This is a genomic window from Klebsiella sp. GG_Kp175 (assembly GCF_040062325.1).
Classification (GTDB): Bacteria; Pseudomonadota; Gammaproteobacteria; order Enterobacterales; family Enterobacteriaceae; genus Klebsiella; species Klebsiella quasipneumoniae.
In genome coordinates, this window is sequence record NZ_JBEAFX010000036.1 from 21083 (window position 1) to 43823 (window position 22741).

The following is a 22741-nucleotide window of genomic DNA, read 5'->3' on the forward strand; positions in this document are numbered from 1 at the left end:
CCGATATGCCGCCTTCGCGCTCAATGAGTCAGCCACGGCGCGGCGTACCTGTCCGGTGGGAGGATGCTTTGAGCACGACTAATCATGATCACCACGTCTACGTTCTGATGGGCGTTTCCGGCAGCGGAAAATCCGCTGTCGCCAGCGAAGTGGCGCATCAGCTGCATGCCGCGTTTCTCGACGGCGACTTTCTGCATCCGCGCAGCAATATCACCAAGATGGCTTCCGGTGAGCCGCTCAACGATGACGACCGTACCCCGTGGCTGCAGGCGTTAAATGACGCCGCGTTTGCCATGCAGCGTACCAATAAGGTGTCGCTGATCGTCTGCTCGGCGCTGAAGAAGAGCTATCGCGACATTCTGCGCAAGGGCAACCCGAACCTCTCCTTCATCTACCTGAAAGGCGACTTCGAGGTGATCGAAAACCGTCTGAAGGCGCGTAAAGGGCACTTCTTCAAAACCCAAATGTTGGTGACGCAGTTTGAAACGCTGCAGGAACCAGGCGCCGACGAGAGCGATGTGCTTATCGTCGATATCGACCAGCCGCTGGAAGGCGTGGTGGCCAGCACCATTGAGGTGATCAACAAAGGCAGTCACTAGTGAGTACTTTAACGCTTGTTTTAACAGCTGTCGGCTCGGTATTGCTGCTGCTGTTTTTAGTCATGAAGGCGCGGATGCACGCCTTCGTGGCTTTGATGGTGGTTTCTATTGGTGCAGGTCTCTTCTCCGGCATGCCGCTGGATAAAATCGCGGCGACGATGGAGAAGGGGATGGGCGGTACGCTGGGCTTCCTGGCGATCGTCGTCGCGCTGGGCGCGATGTTCGGTAAGATCCTGCATGAAACGGGGGCGGTCGATCAGATTGCCGTCAAGATGCTCAAATCCTTCGGCCACAATCGCGCGCACTATGCGATTGGTCTCGCCGGCCTCATCTGCGCGCTGCCGCTGTTTTTCGAAGTGGCGATCGTACTACTGATCAGCGTCGCCTTCTCGATGGCGCGCCATACCGGCACTAACCTCGTGAAGCTGGTGATCCCGCTGTTTGCCGGGGTGGCCGCCGCCGCAGCGTTCCTGCTGCCGGGACCGGCGCCGATGCTGCTGGCGTCGCAAATGCACGCCGACTTTGGCTGGATGATCCTGATTGGCCTGTGCGCGGCAATTCCGGGGATGATTATCGCCGGGCCGCTGTGGGGCAACTTCATCAGCCGCTACGTTGAGCTGCATATTCCTGACGACGTGACCGAGCCGCATCTCGGCGAAGGCAAAATGCCCTCCTTCGGCTTCAGCCTGTCGCTGATCCTGCTACCGCTGGTGCTGGTAGGCCTGAAAACCATCGCCGCGCGCTTTGTGCCGGTGGGGTCTACCGCTTACGAATGGTTCGAATTTATCGGTCACCCGTTCACCGCGATCCTGGTGGCCTGCCTGGTGGCGATCTACGGCCTGGCGGTACGTCAGGGGATGGCGAAAGACCGGGTAATGGAGATCTGCGGCCATGCGCTGCAGCCGGCGGGAATTATCCTGCTGGTGATCGGGGCTGGCGGCGTCTTCAAGCAGGTGCTGGTTGACTCCGGCGTCGGCCCGGCGCTTGGTGAAGCGCTGACCGGCATGGGGCTGCCGATCGCCATTACCTGCTTCGTGCTGGCGGCGGCGGTGCGTATCATCCAGGGATCTGCCACCGTGGCGTGCCTGACGGCTGTCGGCCTGGTGATGCCGGTGATTGAGCAGCTGAACTACAGCGGCGCGCAGATGGCGGCATTATCTATCTGTATCGCCGGAGGCTCGATTGTGGTGAGCCACGTGAACGACGCCGGCTTCTGGTTGTTCGGTAAATTTACCGGCGCCACCGAAGCCCAGACGCTGAAAACCTGGACGATGATGGAAACCATCCTCGGCACCACCGGGGCGATTGTCGGCATGATTGCCTTCCAGCTTCTGAGCTAAGTCTGTTCGTCACCCGCTCGCGGGAGGCCAAAAGCCAGGGTAACGCCGTTTACCCTGGCTTCCCGGCAATAAGCCGCGCTTTTTCCCTCTTTTCTCTTCCGGCTCCTCGCCCTTATTAGCGCTACGACGATACTCGTATCCTTCGGCAAGCCTTGCTGCACCTGGGTTTGTTGCTTCTTTTTGGCAAGGGGAAAATCAGCCGATTTCGTGCTTAATCCATAATCAGGATCAATAAAATCGCAACGGAAAATGTTCCATTCCCTGGGTGATTTCCCCGATAATCATTGCGCTTTTGACGACTACCAGCGACGGTGGACAATGCGCAGGATAAGTTGCTTTTCTGATTGTTCAGCAATCATTGATTAATTTCACTTGCGACTTTAGCTGCATTTTGTAAGGTGAGGGATAATCCAGTTGGAAACTGGTCAGGCACAAACAGCACACACCTCGCAGGAATACGTTATGAAAAATGTTGGTTTTATCGGCTGGCGCGGAATGGTCGGCTCTGTTCTCATGCAACGCATGGTTGAAGAGCGCGATTTCGACGCCATTCGCCCGGTGTTCTTCTCTACCTCCCAGCTGGGACAGCCAGCGCCGTCATTCGGCGGTAGCACCGGTGGCACGCTTCAGGATGCGTTCGATCTGGACGCGCTGAAGGCACTGGACATTATTGTCACGTGCCAGGGCGGCGATTACACCAACGAGATTTACCCGAAGCTGCGCGAAAGCGGCTGGCAGGGTTACTGGATTGACGCGGCCTCTTCGCTGCGCATGAAGGACGATGCGATCATTATCCTCGACCCGGTTAACCAGGACGTGATCACCGCCGGCCTGAACAACGGCGTAAAAACCTTTGTCGGTGGCAACTGTACCGTCAGCCTGATGCTGATGTCCCTCGGCGGCCTGTTTGCCCAGGATCTGGTGGAGTGGGTCAGCGTGGCGACATACCAGGCGGCCTCCGGCGGCGGCGCGCGTCATATGCGCGAACTGCTGAGCCAGATGGGCCAGCTGCACAACCACGTCGCGACAGAGCTGGCGGACCCGGCTTCCGCCATTCTGGATATCGAGCGCAAAGTGACGTCGCTGACCCGCAGCGGCGAGCTGCCGGTGGATAACTTCGGCGTTCCGCTGGCGGGCAGCCTGATCCCGTGGATCGACAAACAACTGGATAACGGCCAGAGCCGCGAAGAGTGGAAAGGCCAGGCGGAGACCAACAAGATCCTCGCCACCTCGTCCGTTATCCCTGTAGACGGCCTGTGCGTCCGCGTTGGCGCGCTGCGCTGCCACAGCCAGGCGTTCACCATCAAGCTGAAAAAAGATGTCTCTATCCCGACCGTTGAGGAGCTACTGGCCGCGCACAACCCGTGGGCCAAAGTGGTACCGAACGATCGCGACATTACCATGCGCGAGCTGACCCCAGCCGCGGTGACTGGCACCCTGACCACCCCTGTCGGACGCCTGCGTAAACTGAATATGGGACCGGAATACCTGTCGGCCTTTACCGTTGGCGACCAGCTGCTGTGGGGCGCCGCCGAGCCGCTGCGCCGGATGCTTCGCCAGCTGGCGTAAGCGCAGGATGAACAGAAAGGGGGTCTTCGAGCCCCCTTTTTTTTTGCGTAATACAAGGAGTAAACGCGGATGTTAGATTTTTCCCCACGGAGGTAACTCAGCCTTGGCTATGCTTTAAGTAAGGAATTCCTTACCTGAAGGTGGGACGGAGCAGAAGGATGCAAAAAGCGCTGCGCCGTTCAGGTCAAAAAAGTCGCCAGTTACAGGAATGAGCGACACTTACAACAGGATGAAAGCATGTCTAATCATATCGATAGAGACGTGATTAATGCGCTAATCGCCGGTCATTTCGCGGACCCTTTTTCCGTGCTCGGCATGCACCGTACCGACGCCGGGCTGGAAGTGCGCGCATTATTACCCGATGCCACCGATGTGTGGGTTATTGAACCAAAAACCGGACGCAAAGTCGGCAAGCTCGAATGCCTCGACTCGCGTGGTTTTTTCAGCGGCGTTCTGCCGCGGCGTAAAAACGCCTTTCGCTATCAGCTGGCCGTCACCTGGCACGGACAGCAGAATCTGATTGATGACCCTTATCGCTTTGGTCCGCTGCTGCAGGATCTTGACGTCTGGCTGCTGTCGGAAGGGACCCACCTGCGCCCTTACGAAACGCTGGGCGCGCATGCCGCCACCATGGACGGCGTTACCGGCACCCGTTTCTCGGTGTGGGCGCCGAACGCCCGCCGCGTCTCGGTGGTGGGGCAGTTTAACTACTGGGACGGCCGACGCCACCCGATGCGATTCCGCAAAGAGTCCGGGATCTGGGAGCTGTTCGTTCCCGGCGCGCACAATGGCCAGCTGTATAAATTCGAACTGATTGACGCCCACGGCCACCTGCGGGTCAAAGCCGATCCTTATGCCTTTGAGTCGCAAATGCGTCCGGAAAGCGCCTCGCTTATCTGCGACTTGCCGCCCAAAGTGGAACAGCCGGCGGACCGCAGAGCGGCGAACCAGTTTGATGCCCCGATCTCTATCTATGAAGTGCATCTCGGCTCCTGGCGCCGCCATACCGACAATAATTTCTGGCTGAGCTACCGCGAGCTGGCCGACCAGCTGGTCCCCTACGCGAAATGGATGGGCTTCACCCATCTCGAGCTGCTGCCGGTTAACGAACACCCGTTCGACGGCAGCTGGGGCTATCAACCTACCGGCCTCTATGCACCGACCCGCCGTTTCGGCACTCGTGACGATTTCCGTTACTTTATCAACGCCGCGCACGCCGCCGGGCTGAACGTCATTCTTGACTGGGTGCCCGGCCACTTTCCGGCGGATGATTTTGCCCTTGCCTCGTTTGACGGCACTTCGCTGTATGAGCACAGCGATCCGCGCGAGGGATATCACCAGGACTGGAATACCCTGATCTACAACTACGGACGTCGGGAAGTCAGCAACTACCTGGTGGGTAACGCGCTGTACTGGATCGAACGCTTCGGCATCGATGCGCTGCGCGTCGACGCGGTGGCCTCGATGATCTATCGCGACTACAGCCGCAAGGCGGGGGAGTGGATCCCTAACGAATACGGCGGCCGGGAAAATCTGGAAGCCATTGAGTTTCTGCGCAACACCAACCGCATCCTTGGCGAACAGACGCCGGGCGCGGTCACCATGGCGGAAGAGTCCACCGATTTCGCCGGGGTAACCCGTCCGCCAGCCGGCGGCGGCCTCGGTTTCTGGTTCAAATGGAACCTCGGCTGGATGCATGACACCCTGGATTACATGAAGCTCGATCCGGTGCATCGCCGCTACCATCACGACAAAATGACCTTCGGCATGCTCTACAACTACACCGAGAACTTTGTGCTGCCGCTCTCCCACGATGAAGTGGTGCACGGCAAAAAATCGATTCTCGACCGCATGCCGGGGGATGCCTGGCAGAAGTTCGCTAACCTGCGCGCCTACTACGGCTGGCTGTTCGCCTTCCCGGGGAAAAAGCTGCTGTTTATGGGCAATGAGTTCGCTCAGGGCCGCGAGTGGAACCACGACGGCAGCCTCGACTGGCATCTGCTGGAGGGCGGCGACAACTGGCACCACGGCGTTCAGCGGCTGGTGCGCGACCTGAACCATACCTATCGCCACCATAAGGCGCTGCACGAGCTGGATTTCGACCCGTACGGCTTCGAATGGCTGGTGGTCGACGACCATGAGCGCTCGGTGTTTGTCTTTGTGCGCCGCGACCGGGCCGGGAACGAGATTATCGTCGCCAGCAACTTCACGCCGGTACCGCGCCATGACTACCGCTTCGGCATCAACCAGCCGGGCCGCTGGCGCGAGGCGTTGAATACCGACTCAATGCACTATCACGGCAGCAACCAGGGCAACGGCGGCGTGGTGGAAAGCGATGCTATCCCCAGCCACGGTCGCGAACATTCGCTGTCCCTGACCCTGCCGCCGCTGGCGACGATCTGGCTGGTCCGGGAGGCGCAATGACCACCCTCGCGGCAGGCAAACCTGCGCCGTTGGGCGCCAGCTATGACGGCAAAGGGGTGAACTTCGCCCTCTTCTCCGCCCACGCGGAGCGGGTGGAGCTGTGCGTGTTCGACGAGCAGGGCAACGAGCAACGCTTCGATCTCCCGGCGCGCAGCGGCGACATCTGGCACGGCTGGCTGGCTGCCGTCGGGCCGGGCCTGCGTTACGGCTACCGGGTGCATGGTCCCTGGGATCCGGCGCAGGGACACCGCTTTAACCCGGCCAAGCTGCTGCTCGATCCCTGCGCGCACCGGGTGGAAGGCGAGCTGCCGGACGACGAACGCCTGCACGGCGGAATGTGGCAGCCGGATCATCGCGACAGCGCCGCGATAGCGCCAAAATCGCAGGTCGTGGATCTGCATTACGACTGGCTGGGCGATCAACCGCCGCGTACCCCGTGGGGGGAAACGGTGATTTATGAAGCGCACGTGAAAGGGCTCACCCTGCTTAATCCGCAGCTGCCGGAAGCCATTCGCGGAACTTATAAGGCGCTGGGCCACCCGGTAATGATCGCTTACTTCAAATCGCTGGGCATTAGCGCCCTTGAGCTGTTGCCGGTGGCGCAGTTCGCCAGCGAGCCGCGACTGCAGCGGATGGGGTTGAGCAACTACTGGGGCTACAACCCGCTGGCATGGTTCGCGCTGGATCCGCGCTATGCCAGCGACCCGACGCGCGCCCTGGATGAGTTTCGCGATGCGGTTAAGGCGCTGCACGCCGCCGGTATCGAAGTGATACTGGATATCGTGCTCAACCATAGCGCGGAAATCGATCTTGAAGGTCCCACCGTCTCCCTGCGCGGAATCGACAACCGTAGCTATTATTGGGTAAGGGAAGATGGTGATTATCACAACTGGACCGGGTGCGGGAATACGCTCAATCTCAGCCACCCGGGGGTAGTGGAACTGGCGCGCCAGTGTTTGCGCTTCTGGGTGGATGAGTGCCATGTCGACGGTTTTCGCTTCGATCTCGCCTCAGTGATGGGGCGGACACCGGAATTCCGCCAGGATGCGCCACTGTTCGAGGCTATCCGCCACGACAGCGTGCTGTCGCAGGTGAAACTGATCGCCGAACCCTGGGATATCGGCCCGGGGGGCTACCAGGTGGGCAATTTTCCCCCGCTGTTCGCCGAGTGGAACGACCATTTTCGCGATAGCGCCCGCCGCTTCTGGCTGCAGCAAAACGTCTCCCTGGGGGATTTCGCGCAACGCTTCGCGGCCTCCAGCGATCTCTTTGCCCGTGATGGCAAGCCGCCATCGGCGACGGTCAACCTGGTGACGGCCCACGATGGATTCACGCTGCGCGACTGCGTTTGTTTCAATCAGAAACACAATGAGGCAAACGGGGAGGAGAATCGCGATGGGACTAACAATAACTACAGCAACAATCATGGTATAGAAGGATTAGAAGCTAATTTTGCGGTGGTTGAACGGCGACGCGCCAGCGTGCATGCGCTGCTGACGACGCTGCTGCTGGCTCAAGGGACGCCGATGCTGCTGGCGGGCGATGAGCAAGGCCACAGCCAGCACGGCAACAATAATGCTTACTGCCAGGACAATGCCCTGACGTGGCTGGACTGGCGCCAGGCGAACCCGGGATTAACCGCCTTTACCGCGGCGCTGATCCACCTGCGCCGGCGCATTCCGGCGCTCACCCGCAACCGCTGGTGGCAGGAGGGGGATGGTAGCGTCCGTTGGCTTAATCGCAATGCCCAGCCGCTGACTGCCGGGGAGTGGCAGCAGGGGGCAGCGTGTATGCAAATCCAGTTGTCGGATCGCTGGCTGCTCACGCTGAACGCCACCGCAGAGGTGGTCGATATGGTTTTACCCGAGGGGGAATGGCGCGCCGTTCCTCCATTCGCCGGAGAGGATAATCCGGTCATCATGGCTGTCTGGCATGGGCCCGCGCACGGAGTGTGCGTATTTCAAAGGTCGTAAGCCCTGAAGCTTCCGGTAAACCCGTGGCGGCGGCGCGGCGGGATGAGCAGGAAAGCGGGGGTGTAAAAAGGAGTTAATCATGGTTAGGCTTGAAAAAAACGATCCGCTGATGCTGGCGCGTCAATTACCCATCAAATCCGTGGCGTTGATCCTCGCGGGCGGCCGTGGCACCCGGCTTAAGGATCTCACCATTAAGCGTGCGAAACCTGCCGTTCACTTCGGCGGCAAGTTCCGTATTATCGATTTCGCATTATCTAACTGCATTAACTCAGGGATCCGCCGCATCGGCGTTATTACCCAGTATCAGTCGCATACGCTGGTGCAGCACATCCAGCGCGGCTGGTCTTTCTTCAGCGAAGAGATGAACGAGTTTGTCGATCTGCTGCCGGCTCAACAGCGCGTACACGGCGAAAACTGGTATCGCGGCACGGCGGATGCGGTGACGCAGAACCTGGATATCATCAGCCGCTACAAGGCCGAGTACGTGGTGATCCTCGCGGGCGACCATATTTATAAGCAGGACTACTCGCGCATGCTGATCGACCATGTCGAAAAAGGGGCGCGTTGCACCGTGGCCTGCATGCCGGTGCCCATTGAAGAGGCATCCGCCTTCGGCGTCATGGCGGTCGACGAAAACGAAAAGATCATTGAGTTTGTCGAGAAACCCGCCAACCCGCCGGCGATGCCGACCGACCCGACCAAATCGCTGGCCAGCATGGGCATTTATGTCTTTGACGCCGCCTATCTTTATGAGCTGCTGGAAGAAGACGATCGCAACGAGAACTCCAGCCATGATTTCGGCAAAGACATCATTCCGAAGATCACTGAAGCTGGCATGGCTTATGCACATCCTTTCCCGCTCTCCTGCGTGCAGTCCGACCCGAACGCCGAGCCGTACTGGCGCGACGTGGGGACGCTGGAAGCCTACTGGAAGGCCAACCTCGATCTGGCGTCAGTCACGCCGGAGCTGGATATGTACGACCAGAACTGGCCGATCCGTACCCATATGGAATCGCTGCCGCCGGCGAAGTTCGTGCAGGACCGCTCCGGTAGCCACGGCATGACCCTGAACTCGCTGGTTTCCGGGGGGTGCATTATCTCCGGGTCGGTGGTGGTGCAGTCGGTGCTGTTCCCGCGCGTGCGGGTGAACTCATTCTGTAACATTGATTCGGCAGTCTTGTTGCCAGATGTCTGGGTGGGGCGCTCATGCCGCCTGCGTCGCTGCGTGATTGACCGCGCCTGCGTCATCCCGGAAGGTATGGTGATTGGTGAGAACGCGGAAGAGGATGCACGCCGCTTCTATCGCTCAGAGGAAGGTATCGTGCTGGTGACCCGCGACATGCTGCGGAAATTGGGGCACAAACAGGAGCGCTAATGCAGGTCTTACATGTATGTTCTGAGATGTTCCCGCTGTTAAAGACGGGCGGTCTGGCGGACGTCATCGGCGCGCTGCCGGCGGCGCAAATCGCGGAGGGTATCGATACGCGTGTGCTGTTGCCGGCGTTTCCTGATATCCGCCGCGGCGTGGTGGATGCCCAGGTGGTGACCCGCCGGGATACGTTCGCCGGGCGGATCACGCTGCTGTACGGCCACTTTAACGGCGTGGGGATCTATCTGATAGACGCCCCGCATCTCTATGACCGGCCGGGGAGCCCTTACCACGATACCAACCAGCACGCTTATACCGACAACGTTCTGCGCTTTGCGCTACTGGGCTGGGTGGGAAGCGAAATGGCCAGCGGACTGGATCCATTCTGGCGACCGGATGTGGTCCATGCCCACGACTGGCACGCCGGCCTGACGCCGGCCTACCTGGCGGCGCGCGGCCGCCCGGCTAAATCGGTCTTTACCGTGCATAACCTGGCGTACCAGGGGATGTTTTACTCCTGGCATATGAATGATATCGAACTGCCGTGGTCGTTTTACAACATGCATGGCCTCGAGTTTAACGGCCAGATCTCGTTTCTGAAGGCCGGTCTTTACTACGCCGATCATATTACGGCGGTGAGCCCGACCTACGCGCGCGAGATCACCGAGCCGCAGTACGCCTACGGCATGGAGGGGCTGCTGCGTCAGCGCCATCATGAAGGACGGCTGTCGGGAATTCTCAACGGCGTTGACGACGGTATCTGGAGCCCGCAAAACGACCTCCTGCTGCCGATGCGCTACGATCGCGACACGCTGGAGGAGAAGGCGGAGAACAAGCGTCAGCTGCAGATCGCCATGGGCCTGAAGGTCGATGATAAAGCGCCGCTGTTTGCTGTCGTCAGCCGTCTCACCAGCCAGAAAGGGCTGGATCTGGTGCTCGAAGCGCTGCCGGGCCTGCTTGAGCAGGGCGGCCAGCTGGCGCTGCTGGGCGCTGGCGATCCGGTGCTGCAGGAAGGGTTCCTCGCCGCCGCCGCCGAACATCCAGGCAAAGTGGGCGTGCAGATTGGCTACCATGAGGCCTTCTCCCACCGCATTATGGGGGGCGCCGACGTCATTCTGGTCCCGAGCCGCTTTGAACCCTGCGGCCTGACCCAGCTGTACGGTCTTAAGTACGGTACGCTGCCGCTGGTGCGCCGCACCGGCGGTCTGGCGGACACGGTCTCAGACAGTTCGCTGGAGAACCTTGCCGATGGTCTGGCGACAGGTTTTGTCTTTGAGGACAGCAATGCGCTGTCACTGCTGCGCGCTATTCGTCGCGCCTTTGTCCTCTGGTCGCGCCCATCGCTCTGGCGCTATGTGCAGCGTCAGGCGATGAATATGGATTTTAGCTGGCAGGTTGCCGCGAACTCCTATCGCGAACTTTATCAACGCTTGATGTAACCACTGGAGTCATTGTTATGAATGTACCCTTTAGCTATGCATCACCGACGCTGAGCGTTGAGGCGTTAAAGCATTCTATTGCCTATAAGCTGATGTTTATCATCGGTAAAGATCCGGCCATCGCCAACAAGCATGAATGGCTTAACGCCACGCTGTTTGCCGTTCGCGATCGCATGGTGGAGCGCTGGTTGCGCTCCAACCGCGCGCAGCTCTCGCAGGAAGTGCGCCAGGTATACTATCTGTCGATGGAGTTCCTGATCGGCCGTACCCTCTCGAATGCCCTGCTGTCGCTCGGCATCTATGACGATGTGAGCAGCGCGCTGGCGGAGATGGGGCTCGATCTCGAAGAGCTGATCGATGAAGAGAACGACCCCGGGCTTGGCAACGGCGGTCTGGGCCGCCTGGCGGCCTGCTTCCTTGACTCCCTGGCGGCGCTAGGCCTGCCGGGACGCGGCTATGGGATCCGCTACGACTACGGGATGTTTAAACAGAATATCGTCGATGGCCGGCAAAAAGAGTCCCCTGACTATTGGCTGGAGTACGGTAACCCGTGGGAGTTTGAGCGCCACAATACCCGCTATAAAGTGCGCTTCGGCGGCCGCATTCAGCAGGAGGGGAAGAAAACCCGTTGGATTGAGACGGAAGAGATCATCGCTGAAGCCTACGACCAGATTATCCCCGGCTTTGACACTGACGCCACCAACACGCTGCGTCTATGGAGCGCACAGGCCAGTAGCGAAATAAACCTCGGTAAGTTCAACCAGGGTGACTATTTCGCCGCGGTAGAGGATAAGAACCACTCCGAAAACGTCTCCCGCGTGCTCTATCCGGACGACTCAACCTACTCCGGCCGCGAGCTGCGCCTGCGCCAGGAGTATTTCCTCGTCTCGGCCACGGTGCAGGATATCCTGAGCCGCCATTACATGTTGCATAAGACCTATGACAACCTGGCGGACAAAATTGCCATTCACCTGAATGATACCCACCCGGTGCTATCGATACCGGAGCTGATGCGCCTGCTTATCGATGAGCATAAATTCAGCTGGGACGAGGCGTTCGAGGTGACCTGCCAGGTCTTCTCCTATACCAACCATACCCTGATGAGCGAAGCGCTCGAGACCTGGCCGGTGGATATGCTGGGTAAAATTCTCCCGCGCCATCTGCAGATTATCTTTGAGATTAACGACTACTTTCTCAAGACTCTGCAGGAGCAGTATCCCAACGATACCGCGCTGCTCAGCCGTACCTCGATCATTGACGAGTCCAACGGCCGTCGCGTGCGGATGGCCTGGCTGGCGGTGGTGGTCAGCCACAAAGTCAACGGGGTGTCGGAGCTCCATTCCCGGTTGATGGTGGAGTCGCTGTTTGCCGAATTCGCTAAAATTTTCCCGATGCGCTTTACCAACGTGACCAACGGCGTCACGCCGCGCCGCTGGCTGGCGCTGGCCAACCCGCCGCTGTCGAAAGTGCTGGATGAGCATATCGGCCGCACCTGGCGGACCGATCTGAGCCAGCTTGACGAGCTGAAGCAGCATATCGACTATCCGACGGTCAACCAGGCAGTGCGTCAGGCTAAACTGGAAAACAAACAGCGGCTGGCCAGCTATATTGCGCAGCAGCTCAATGTGGTGGTGAATCCGAAGGCGCTGTTTGATGTGCAGATCAAACGCATTCACGAGTACAAACGCCAGCTGATGAATGTGCTGCACGTTATTACCCGCTATAACCGGATCAAAGCCGATCCGCAGGCCGAGTGGGTGCCGCGGGTGAATATTTTCGCCGGTAAGGCGGCTTCAGCCTACTACATGGCCAAGCATATTATTCACCTGATCAACGATGTGGCAGCGGTAATCAATAACGATCCGCAGATTGGCGACAAGCTGAAGGTGGTCTTTATCCCCAACTACAGCGTCAGCCTGGCGCAGCTGATCATTCCGGCAGCAGACCTGTCGGAACAGATCTCCCTCGCAGGCACGGAAGCTTCCGGCACCAGTAATATGAAGTTTGCCCTTAACGGCGCGCTGACTATCGGCACCCTCGACGGGGCGAACGTGGAGATGCAGGAGCACGTGGGCGAAGAGAATATCTTTATCTTTGGTAACACCGCGGAAGAGGTGGAGGAGCTGCGTCGCAGCGGCTATAAACCACGCGAATACTACGAACAGGATGAAGAGCTTCACCAGGCGCTGACGCAGATCGGTACCGGCGTTTTCAGCCCGTCAGAACCGGGGCGCTACCGCGACCTGCTGGATTCGCTGATTAACTTTGGCGACCACTACCAGGTGCTGGCGGACTATCGCAGCTATGTGGACTGCCAGGATCGCGTCGACGAGCTGTATCAACATCCGGAAGAGTGGGCCTATAAGGCGATGCTGAATATTGCCAACATGGGCTACTTCTCTTCCGACCGGACGATCCAGGAGTACGCGAAATATATCTGGCATATCGACCCGGTAAGGCTGTAAGCCAGTCAACGCAACACAACGGGGCCATTTGGCCCCGTTGTTTCATTATTGCGGTTGAACCTGGCCTCAGGCGTTTCCGCCGGGCAGCGTTACGACGCTAACGACAGCTCAGACTTTCCCGCATGCTGCGCCAGCCATTCGCTGATGCGCGCCTGCTGCTCGCCATTCAGCCACATGCCCTGTTTGGTACGGCGCCAGATAGCGTCATCCAGGCTGCGCACCCATTCATGCTCAACCAGATACTTCAGCTCGGCTTCATAAAACTCATGGCCAAAATCTTCTCCCAGATCGCTCAGGGCGCTGGCTTCCTTCAGGATCCACTCGCTGTTGCTCCCGTAGGTGCGGGCATAATGGCGGGCCAGTGATTCGCTGATGAACGGGAAGCGACGGCGCAGTTTTGCCGCGTAGTCGTCGCGGTCGCCGCCAATATCGCCGCCGGGGAGCACCGCGGTTTTGGTCCATGCCGGGCCGATCCCTTTGTAATAGGGGGTCAGTTTTTCCAGCGCGTGCTCTGCCAGTTTGCGATAGGTGGTCAGCTTCCCGCCGAAGACAGAGAGCAGCGGCGCCTGGCCGTTCTCATCGTGAATATCCAGCGTGTAGTCGCGGGTGATCGCCTGCGGCGAATCCGACTCGTCGTCGCACAGCGGACGGACGCCGGAGTAGGTCCAGACGATATCGTCCCGGCTGAGGGTCTTTTTAAAGTGCGCGTTATAGACGTTCAGCAGGTAGTTAATCTCTTTATCATCAATGGCCACCGCTTTCGGATCGCCCTTATACTCGACGTCCGTCGTGCCGATGATCGAGAACTCATCCATCCACGGGATAACAAACACAATACGTTTATCTTCGTTTTGCAGAATGTAGGCCTGCTTCTGGGTATGTACCCGCGGCACCACGATGTGGCTGCCCTTAATCAGGCGGATACCGTAAGGCGAGCGCAGATGCATCCCTTCGTCGAAGAACTGTTTGACCCATGGACCGGTGGCATTGACCAGACCGCGCGCCTTCCAGGTAAACTTCTCGCCGCTATCAATATCTTCCGCTTCCACCACCCACAGGCCATTCTCTCGTTTTGCCGAGATGGCGCGAGTGCGGGTGCGTACTTCGCCGCCTTTGCGGACGACCATCTGCGCGTTGGCCAGCACCAGGCGGGCATCGTCGACCCAGCAGTCGGAATATTCGAAACCGCGCACAATTTCCGGCTTAAGTACCGATTCTGCGCCAAAACGCAAGCCGGTGGATCCCGGCAGGCTGGTGCGTTTGCCCAGATGATCGTACATAAACAAGCCGATACGGATCATCCATGCCGGACGCAGATGCGGGCGATGCGGGAGACGAAAGCGCATCGGGAAGGCGATATGCGGGGCCATTTTTAACAGCACTTCGCGTTCGGCCAGCGCTTCGCTGACCAGGCGGAACTCATAGTGTTCGAGGTAGCGTAGCCCGCCGTGGATCAGTTTGGAACTGGCGCTGGAGGTGGCGCAGGCGAGATCGCGCGCTTCCAGCATCAGTACGGATAAACCACGCCCGGCGGCATCTGCCGCGATACCGGCACCGTTGATGCCTCCGCCTATCACAATCAGATCTTTGGTTTCCACGTTCTTACCCTCTCACACTTTCGTTTAAGCTCACAAATGCTCGATATCGCTCACTATAGCAAACAAACGCGCTTTTGGTAACATCAAAAAAACATTTTGGAGTGATGGGTGTAACATATTGGCGTTTCTTTACCGCCTGACGGTACACTACAGGGTAAAATTGGGCCGGCCATCGCCCGTCATGACGAGTAAGAGAAGAGAACCATGGAACAGTTTGAATGTATCAACGTTGAAGAAGCGCACCAGAAACTGCATCAGCAGACGGCGGTTTTGGTCGATATCCGCGATCCGCAAAGCTATGCGATGGGCCATACGCCGGGCGCGTTTCATCTGACCAACGATACGCTGGGCGCGTTTATGCGTGACCACGACTTTGACACGGCGGTGATGGTGATGTGCTATCACGGCAACAGCAGCAAGGGCGCCGCGCAATATCTGCTGCAGCAGGGGTTTGATAAGGTCTACAGCGTTGACGGCGGGTTCGACGCCTGGCATCGCCATTTCCCGGCGGAAGTGGCGCACGGGACGTTTTAACGACTGGCAGGTATACTATCTCCCTTTGTGTGGAATAAGCGATTCGCTGCATGTTAATGATTACCTCTTTTGCCAACCCGCGCGTGGCCCAGGCGTTTGTCGATTATATGGCGACGCAGGGGATTATCCTGACTATCCAGCAGCACACCCAGAGCGACGTCTGGTTGGCTGATGAGAGCCAGGCCGGGCGCGTCAGGGCTGAGCTGGCGCGTTTTCTCGAAAACCCGGCGGACCCGCGCTATCTGGCGGCGAGCTGGCAGTCCGGACAGACCAATAGCGGGTTGCGCTATCAGCGCTTTCCTTTCTTTGCCACGCTGCGGCATAACGCCGGCCCGTTCACCTGGGCGATTCTGCTAATCTGCATCGCGGTGTTCATCCTGCAAAATCTGGTGGGCGATCAGCCGGTGATGATTTGGCTGGCCTGGCCCTACGATCCTTCGCTGCAGTTCGAAGCCTGGCGCTATTTCAGCCATGCTTTCATGCATTTCTCGCTGATGCATATTCTCTTCAACCTGCTATGGTGGTGGTATCTCGGCGGCGCGGTGGAAAAGCGCATCGGCAGCGGCAAGCTGGTGGTGATCACCGTCATCAGCGCCCTGCTGAGCGGCTTTGTGCAGCACCAGTTTAGCGGCCCGTGGTTTGGCGGCCTGTCGGGCGTGGTCTACGCGCTGATGGGATATGTCTGGCTGCGGGGCGAGCGCGATCCGCAGAGCGGTATTTATCTGCAGCGCGGGTTAATACTCTTCTCTTTAGTGTGGTTAATTGCTGGCTGGTTTGATGTTTTCGGCATGGCGATCGCCAACGGCGCGCACGTGGCTGGTCTGGCGACCGGTCTGGCGATGGCGTTTGTCGATACCTTGCATGGGCGAAAACGCGCATAAAGACTTACCGACAGGGGTCGGGTAGGCGACATTTTTCCAGGGATATTTCATGAAACAAACACAACGTCATGACGCCATTATCGAGCTGGTAAAAAAACAGGGTTACGTCAGCACGGAAGAGCTGGTTGAGCAGTTTGCGGTCAGCCCGCAGACCATCCGCCGCGACCTGAACGATTTAGCCGAACAGAAAATGATCCTCCGCCACCACGGCGGCGCGGCGCTGCCCTCCAGCTCGGTGAACACCTCCTGGCACGATCGCAAAGCGACCCAGACGGCGGAGAAAGAGCGTATCGCCCGGCGGGTGGCCAGCGAGATCCCGGACGGGGCGACGCTGTTTATCGATATCGGCACCACGCCGGAAGCGGTGGCGCACGCCCTGCTCGATCACAACGATCTGCGGATTGTGACCAATAACCTTAACGTCGCCAACACGCTGATGGTGAAAGAGGACTTCCGCATTATTCTTGCCGGCGGCGAACTGCGCAGCCGCGACGGCGGGATCATCGGAGAAGCTACCCTCGATTTTATCTCGCAGTTCCGTCTCGACTTCGGCATTCTCGGCATCAGCGGCGTCGACAGCGATGGCTCGCTGCTGGAGTTTGATTATCATGAAGTGCGCACCAAGCGCGCGATCATTGAGAATTCACGCCACGTGATGCTGGTGGTGGACCATACTAAGTTTGGCCGTAACGCGATGGTCAACATGGGAAGCATCAGCATGGTCGATGCGGTCTATACCGACGTGCTGCCCCCGGCGGGCGTGCTGAAGGTCATTACCGATAACAACCTCCAGCTCGAGCTGTGCTAAACGGCAACGGCGTCGTCAGACGCCGTATCCCATCATCTTAAGCAACTGCTGGGCATGCTGCACCGCGTCCTGACGGTGGGCGACGCCCAGTTTCTGATACAGATTGCGAATGTGGGTCTTGATGGTGGTGGCCGCCACGTCAAGCTCGCCGGCAATCTGCTCGTTGCTGTAGCCGGAATAGATTAAGCCAAGCACCTGCCATTCGCGCTGGGTCAGCGGGCTGGTGCGGATAAGCTCCGGCACCTCCGGGTGATTCAGCAGCCGCTCGACGAACCCTTCGTCAAAGTGGGCGAATTTGTGGCGATGATGTTGGTTAATGTCGCGCAGAATACGCTGGGCGCGGTGTTGCTCCAGCTCCGGCAGGGTGTTCAGCTGGATCAGCTGGCGCAGCTGCTGGGCCATCGCCTCGCCCTCAATCACAAAGTGGTTGATAAAGCCGGTGCGGTTGGCGAGCGTCAGGGCTTCCAGCAGGGCTTTCTGCGCTTCGCTCTTGCGTCCTGCCTGCCAGTACAGCTGGTTGAGCAGCAGCAGGTTGCGGTTGAGATCGCTCATCAAACGCAGCGAACGCGCATTTTCGTTCAGCTCTTCCAGCACCATTTCCGCGGGTTCGAAATCGCCCAGCAGGATCTGCGCGCGGGCAATATTGCGCCATTGGCTCTGCAGGAAGTGGTTATTGGCGAATTCCGGCTTCGGCGTCTGGCGCAGCCAGTTGGCCGCCGCGGTTTTATCGCCGGTCATCTGCCAGTAGATCACCCGCACCTTGTCGGCGTTGGAGACCCAGTCGCTGTGATAGTGACCATTACCGAGCAGGTTCTCCAGTCGGTTCAGGTGGCTGCGGGCATTATCCAGATCGCCGCGCGCCAGCGAGCATTGCACCATGAGCGCCAGGCACTGTAGCTGCTGCTGTGGTTGATAAGTTGAGAGGACCTCCATCCCCTGACGGGCGCAGGCTTCAGCTTCGTCGAGGCGCGCCCATGCCCACAGCAGCTGAGAGCGGATGCGCAACAGGAACTCATGCATCGGCAGCTGCTCAAGATGCTGTTCGCGTACCAGCTGGAAGGCTTTCTCCTGGCTCTCCCAGGCGGCCTGCAGGAAGCCCTGGGCGAACAGAATTTCGCTTTGCTGAATGATGCTCCACAGGGCGTAATGCCACACGTCGTGACGGCGGGCCATCTGTTCGGTCTGCTGCATCACGGCGAGAGATTTGGTCAGTTTACCCTTACAGTGGAGGACTTCGCCATGTACCGAGGTGGCGACGATGCGGCTGTAATAGTTGGCCAGCGGCAGCTCTTCCAGGGCCACCATCGACAGACGTTCCGCCTCGTCCTGGTCGCCGTCGTTAATCGCCACCTGCGCGCGCAGGGCGTTGAAATCGCCATGCATCGCGGTATCCATTTCGACGCTCATCTCCTGCTCGGCGCGCGCCAGCAGGGTGTTGACTTCGCTGTAGCGATGCTGGCTCTGCATCAGCCAGGCCTGCAGCAGGATCAGGCGCGGATTTTCCAGCAGATTTGACCAGGGCAGCGCCGACAGCGACTGCTCCAGCAGGCCCAGTTCGCTATGGTTAAACATGCCCCAGGCGTGATTGAGCAAGATATCGCGCAGCATTTTGGCATCGCCGGCCGCCAGCGCATGGTGGATAGCCTCGCTGGGGAAGCCTTGCGCCATCCAGCTTTCCGCCGCGGCGCGGTGGATCTCCGGCAGTTCAACCGCCAGCTCCCACTGACAGCGCTGGCGCAGGAAACTGCCAAACAGCGGGTGATAGCGGAACCATTCGCCGGAATCATCCATCCGCTGCAGGAACAGCCCCTGACGTTCGATCTCCTCCAGCTGCATCTGGCCATTCTCTTCGCCGGTGACGCGAACGATTAACGCGTCGTTCATTGAGCGCAGCAGCGAACTCTTCAGCAAAAAGTTGCGCGTGCGGGCGTCGACGTTATCCAGCACTTCATCCACCAGATAATCCGACAGATGGCTGGCGTTAATCCCGGCGAGTCGGCGGGCGGAGTGTTGGGCGGAGGAGTTATTCTGGCGGGCGGAGAGGGCGATGAGCTGCAGCGCGGTGGCCCACCCGGCGACGTCGTCGCACAGCCGGCTGCTGTCGTCGGCTTCGATAGGCGACGTCAGACGGCAGTCGAAAAATTGTTTCGCTTCCTGGTGGGTAAAGGCCAGCTGCTGGCTGCCAATCTCCAGCAGCTGATCGCGGACGCGCAGGTTGGCAATCCCCAGCTGCGGCAGATTCCGCGACAGGACCACGAGGGTCATATTCTCCGGCTGATGGCGGAGGAAAAAGCGCATCGCGTCATGGATCACCGGATTATTGATCAGATGGTAATCATCAATGACGAGGTACAGCGGGCGCTGCCAGTCGGCGAGTTCAATAAACAGCTGCGCAAAAAGAGAGGAGAGGCTGGCGTACTGGCGCTTTTGCACCATCGCTTCACTGGCCGCGCAGTGGTTGCCGGTGGCCTGCTGGATCGCCGCGATCAGATAACTGGCAAAACGCTCCTGCTGGTTGTCGCCTTCGTCCAGCGAAAACCACCCAAGATCGTTTTTACCTGCGGCCCACTGAGAAATGAGCGTTGTTTTACCGTACCCGGCAGGACTGGTGATCAGCACGAGACGATAATTGTTCGCGCCGGAAAGTTTCGCCAGTAAACGCTCACGAACCACGGTGTGTTCAAGGCGGACCGGACGACTTAATTTGGACGGAATCAACATAGTTCTACATTTCGCTGTGCAAGAGAGAGGTTGCGATTTTTTTTGCGCTTCGTAATTAATATCTAATAAGGTCGGTGATTATGAAATTTATTGCAAGTTATGTCCGAAGTTTATGCTCTTGAATTTGCTCTATGTCACAAATTTCGACATTGGTTGCGAATGGGGAAAAATCGCAGGCAGGACTCGTCGTCAGCGGTTTTTAGCCGGTGGTGAGCGGAGCGGGGAGAGATTAAATTTATGTCTGAAGTAGTTGTTTGTTTTTATTAAATTATTGTCAGTGATTTCTTAGAAGTAATCTTTTTTGCGGGTTAATGTGATGAAATGTGCTTATTTTCCCGGAGGTCTCTATTTATTTTTTTAATAACCCTGCGAAGGGCGGGAAAATTTTTGCCGCGTATTGGCCTGTAACAAATTTTTGGTCGGCAGAAATGGCATCTCGACTGTCATACTGCGGTGATTTTTACAGCATATTTTGGCCTTCTCACCCACACTATAGTGGTCAGGATCACACTTTTCGCTCATCCCCGGCACTCCTCCCTGTCTAATCCCCGTCGGGATGAGGACGATGAATCGGGAGGTCGGCACACTAGCGCCATCGTTTTAGTAAAGGACCCGGATCTCATTATGTCACAGACTTCATTTAACAAAGCTCAGTTTCAGGCTGCACTGACGCGTCAGTGGCAGCGTTTTGGTTTACAGTCCGCTTCCGAGATGACGCAGCGTCAATGGTGGCGCGCCGTCAGCGGAGCGCTGGCGGAACTTCTGTCGGCGCAGCCGGTGGCAAAACCAGCGCAAGGACAGCGTCACGTTAACTACATCTCGATGGAGTTTCTGATTGGCCGCCTGACCGGCAACAACCTGCTCAACCTGGGCTGGTACGAGGGCGTGAGCGACGCGCTGAAAGGCTATGACGTCAACCTCACCGATCTGCTGGAAGAAGAGACCGACCCGGCGCTGGGTAACGGCGGCCTGGGCCGTCTGGCAGCCTGCTTCCTCGACTCCATGGCGACCGTGGGGCAGTCGGCGACCGGTTACGGCCTCAATTACCAGTATGGTCTGTTCCGCCAGTCCTTTGACGACGGCCAGCAGAAGGAAGCTCCGGACGACTGGGGCCGCAGCAGCTACCCGTGGTTCCGCCATAACGACGCGCTGGATGTCCAGGTCGGTATCGGCGGCAAAGTCAGTAAAAACGGCGAGTGGCAGCCGGCGTTCGTCATTACCGGCGAAGCCTGGGACCTGCCGGTGCTAGGCTATCGCAACAACGTCGCCCAGCCGCTGCGTCTGTGGCAGGCCAAACATGCTCATCCGTTTAACCTGACCAAATTCAACGACGGCGATTTCCTGCGCGCCGAGCAGCAGGGCATCGACGCGGAAAAACTGACCAAGGTGCTGTACCCGAATGACAACCATCAGGCCGGTAAAAAACTGCGCCTGATGCAGCAGTACTTCCAGTGTGCCTGCTCAGTGGCCGATATCCTGCGTCGTCATCATCTGGCAGGCCGCAAGCTGGCCGAGCTGGCGGATTACGAAGTGATCCAGCTGAACGATACGCACCCGACCATCGCCATCCCGGAGCTGCTGCGCGTGCTGATCGACGAGCACCAGCTGAGCTGGGATGACGCCTGGGCGATCACCAGTAAAACCTTTGCTTACACCAACCATACCCTGATGCCGGAAGCGCTGGAGTGCTGGGATGAGAAGCTGGTGAAAGCGCTGCTGCCGCGCCATATGCAGATCATTAAAGAGATTAACGACCGCTTTAAACTGCTGGTGGACAAAACCTGGCCGGGCGATAAGCAGGTCTGGGCGAAACTGGCGGTGGTGCATAACAAGCAGGTGCGGATGGCCAACATGTGCGTGGTGGGCGGTTTTGCCGTCAACGGCGTAGCGGCGCTGCACTCGGACCTGGTGGTGAAAGATCTGTTCCCGGAATATAACCAGCTGTGGCCGAACAAATTCCATAACGTGACCAACGGCATCACACCGCGCCGCTGGATCAAGCAGTGCAACCCGGCGCTGGCCACGCTGCTGGATGAGACGCTGAAAAAAGAGTGGGCCAATGACCTTGACCAGCTGATCAATCTGGAAAAATACGCTGACGATGCGGCATTCCGTCAGACCTATCGCGATATTAAGCAGGCCAACAAAGTTCATCTGGCCGAGTTTGTGAAGCAGCGTACCGGGATTGAGATCAACCCGCAGGCGATTTTCGACATTCAGATCAAACGTCTGCACGAGTACAAGCGTCAGCACCTCAACCTGCTGCATATCCTTGCGCTGTACAAAGAGATCCGCGAAAACCCGCAGGCCGATCGCGTACCGCGCGTCTTCCTGTTCGGCGCGAAAGCGGCGCCGGGCTACTATCTGGCGAAGAACATTATTTTCGCCATCAACAAGGTAGCGGAAGCGATCAACAACGACCCGAAAGTCGGCGATAAGCTGAAAGTGGTCTTCCTGCCGGACTACTGTGTTTCGGCTGCGGAAAAACTGATCCCGGCGGCAGATATCTCCGAGCAGATCTCCACCGCGGGCAAAGAAGCCTCTGGCACCGGCAACATGAAACTGGCGCTGAATGGCGCGCTGACCGTCGGGACGCTGGATGGCGCCAACGTGGAAATCGCCGAGCAGGTCGGTGAAGAGAACATCTTTATCTTCGGCCACACGGTAGAAGAAGTGAAAGCCCTGAAAGCGAAAGGCTACGATCCGCTGAAATGGCGTAAAAAAGACAAACTGCTTGATGCGGTGCTTAAGGAGCTGGAGAACGGCACCTATAGCAACGGCGACAAGCATGCCTTCGACCAGATGCTGCACAGCCTGCTGCAGGGCGGCGACCCGTATCTGGTGCTGGCCGATTTCGAAGCCTACGTGGCGGCGCAAAAACGGGTAGATGAGCTGTATCGCGACCAGGAGGCCTGGACCCGCGCGACAATTCTCAACACCGCGCGCTGCGGCATGTTCAGCTCCGACCGCTCGATCCGCGATTATCAGCAACGTATCTGGCAGGCGAAACGCTAAAGGAAG

At 58.5% G+C, this 22741-nt stretch carries 14 protein-coding genes and 1 pseudogene; 12 read left to right on the plus strand and 3 right to left on the minus strand.

The features are described 5' to 3' along the window. The first annotated feature begins 68 nt into the window (after positions 1–68). Positions 69–599 carry a gluconokinase gene (gene gntK, locus ABLU73_RS24630; RefSeq protein WP_004202126.1) on the plus strand — a complete coding sequence of 177 codons (531 nt, stop codon included), beginning with the start codon at positions 69–71 and terminating at the stop codon, positions 597–599. Further along, a complete protein-coding gene (gene gntU / locus ABLU73_RS24635; protein ID WP_004202127.1) occupies positions 599–1939 on the plus strand; it encodes a gluconate transporter in 1341 nt (446 codons plus the stop codon). Before gntK ends, gntU begins: the two co-directional genes overlap by 1 nt. Here the strand turns inward: gntU and ABLU73_RS24640 are convergent. Continuing rightward, positions 1936–2298: pseudogene (locus tag ABLU73_RS24640) on the minus strand (hypothetical protein). The gene gntU and the pseudogene ABLU73_RS24640 overlap by 4 nt on opposite strands. Before the next feature lie 103 nt (positions 2299–2401). On the opposite strand from ABLU73_RS24640, the gene asd reads away from it, so the two are divergent. The 6 genes from asd (at position 2402) to glgP (ending at position 13178) form a co-directional block, all read left to right on the plus strand. Beyond that, entirely contained in the window at positions 2402–3508 is a 1107-nt protein-coding gene (asd, locus tag ABLU73_RS24645) for an aspartate-semialdehyde dehydrogenase (RefSeq protein ID WP_049093784.1), read from the plus strand. 237 nt (positions 3509–3745) lie between these two features. Then, on the plus strand, positions 3746–5932 hold the full coding sequence (glgB, locus tag ABLU73_RS24650; protein ID WP_017899970.1) for a 1,4-alpha-glucan branching enzyme: 2187 nt from the start codon (positions 3746–3748) through the stop codon (positions 5930–5932). Beyond that, positions 5929–7905 carry a glycogen debranching protein GlgX gene (gene glgX, locus ABLU73_RS24655; protein WP_243813804.1) on the plus strand — a complete coding sequence of 659 codons (1977 nt, stop codon included), beginning with the start codon at positions 5929–5931 and terminating at the stop codon, positions 7903–7905. The genes glgB and glgX overlap by 4 nt, the downstream gene beginning before the upstream one ends. Before the next feature lie 79 nt (positions 7906–7984). Then, the gene (gene glgC / locus ABLU73_RS24660; protein ID WP_002920566.1) at positions 7985–9280 is read left to right on the plus strand and encodes a glucose-1-phosphate adenylyltransferase; all 1296 of its coding nucleotides are present in this window, start codon (positions 7985–7987) and stop codon (positions 9278–9280) included. Then, positions 9280–10713: a glycogen synthase GlgA gene (gene glgA / locus ABLU73_RS24665; protein ID WP_004202133.1), complete on the plus strand. Its 1434-nt coding sequence runs from the start codon at positions 9280–9282 to the stop codon at positions 10711–10713. Before glgC ends, glgA begins: the two co-directional genes overlap by 1 nt. Before the next feature lie 17 nt (positions 10714–10730). Next, positions 10731–13178: a glycogen phosphorylase gene (gene glgP / locus ABLU73_RS24670; protein WP_004202135.1), complete on the plus strand. Its 2448-nt coding sequence runs from the start codon at positions 10731–10733 to the stop codon at positions 13176–13178. Between the two features lie 89 nt (positions 13179–13267). Here the strand turns inward: glgP and glpD are convergent, their stop codons facing one another. Beyond that, a complete protein-coding gene (glpD, locus tag ABLU73_RS24675) occupies positions 13268–14776 on the minus strand; it encodes a glycerol-3-phosphate dehydrogenase (RefSeq protein WP_004202136.1) in 1509 nt (502 codons plus the stop codon). A gap of 204 nt (positions 14777–14980) precedes the next feature. Between glpD and glpE the strand changes: the two genes are divergently transcribed. The 3 genes from glpE to ABLU73_RS24690 are packed head-to-tail and all read left to right on the plus strand — an operon-like array spanning position 14981 to position 16999. Continuing rightward, positions 14981–15310 (plus strand): thiosulfate sulfurtransferase GlpE, encoded by a 330-nt coding sequence (gene glpE / locus ABLU73_RS24680; RefSeq protein WP_004202138.1) that lies wholly within the window; start codon positions 14981–14983, stop codon positions 15308–15310. Between the two features lie 50 nt (positions 15311–15360). Next, positions 15361–16191, plus strand: coding sequence for a rhomboid family intramembrane serine protease GlpG (gene glpG, locus ABLU73_RS24685; RefSeq protein WP_017899968.1), 831 nt, complete (start codon positions 15361–15363; stop codon positions 16189–16191). A 49-nt stretch (positions 16192–16240) separates the two neighbouring features. Further along, positions 16241–16999, plus strand: coding sequence for a DeoR/GlpR family transcriptional regulator (locus ABLU73_RS24690; RefSeq protein ID WP_002920548.1), 759 nt, complete (start codon positions 16241–16243; stop codon positions 16997–16999). Between the two features lie 15 nt (positions 17000–17014). Here ABLU73_RS24690 and malT read toward each other — a convergent pair whose 3' ends face one another. After that, positions 17015–19720, minus strand: coding sequence for an HTH-type transcriptional regulator MalT (gene malT / locus ABLU73_RS24695; protein ID WP_004202139.1), 2706 nt, complete (start codon positions 19718–19720; stop codon positions 17015–17017). 624 nt (positions 19721–20344) lie between these two features. Here malT and malP point away from each other — a divergent pair. Beyond that, positions 20345–22735, plus strand: a complete 2391-nt coding sequence (gene malP, locus ABLU73_RS24700) for a maltodextrin phosphorylase (protein WP_004202140.1) — start codon at positions 20345–20347, stop codon at positions 22733–22735. The last annotated feature ends 6 nt before the right edge of the window (positions 22736–22741 follow it).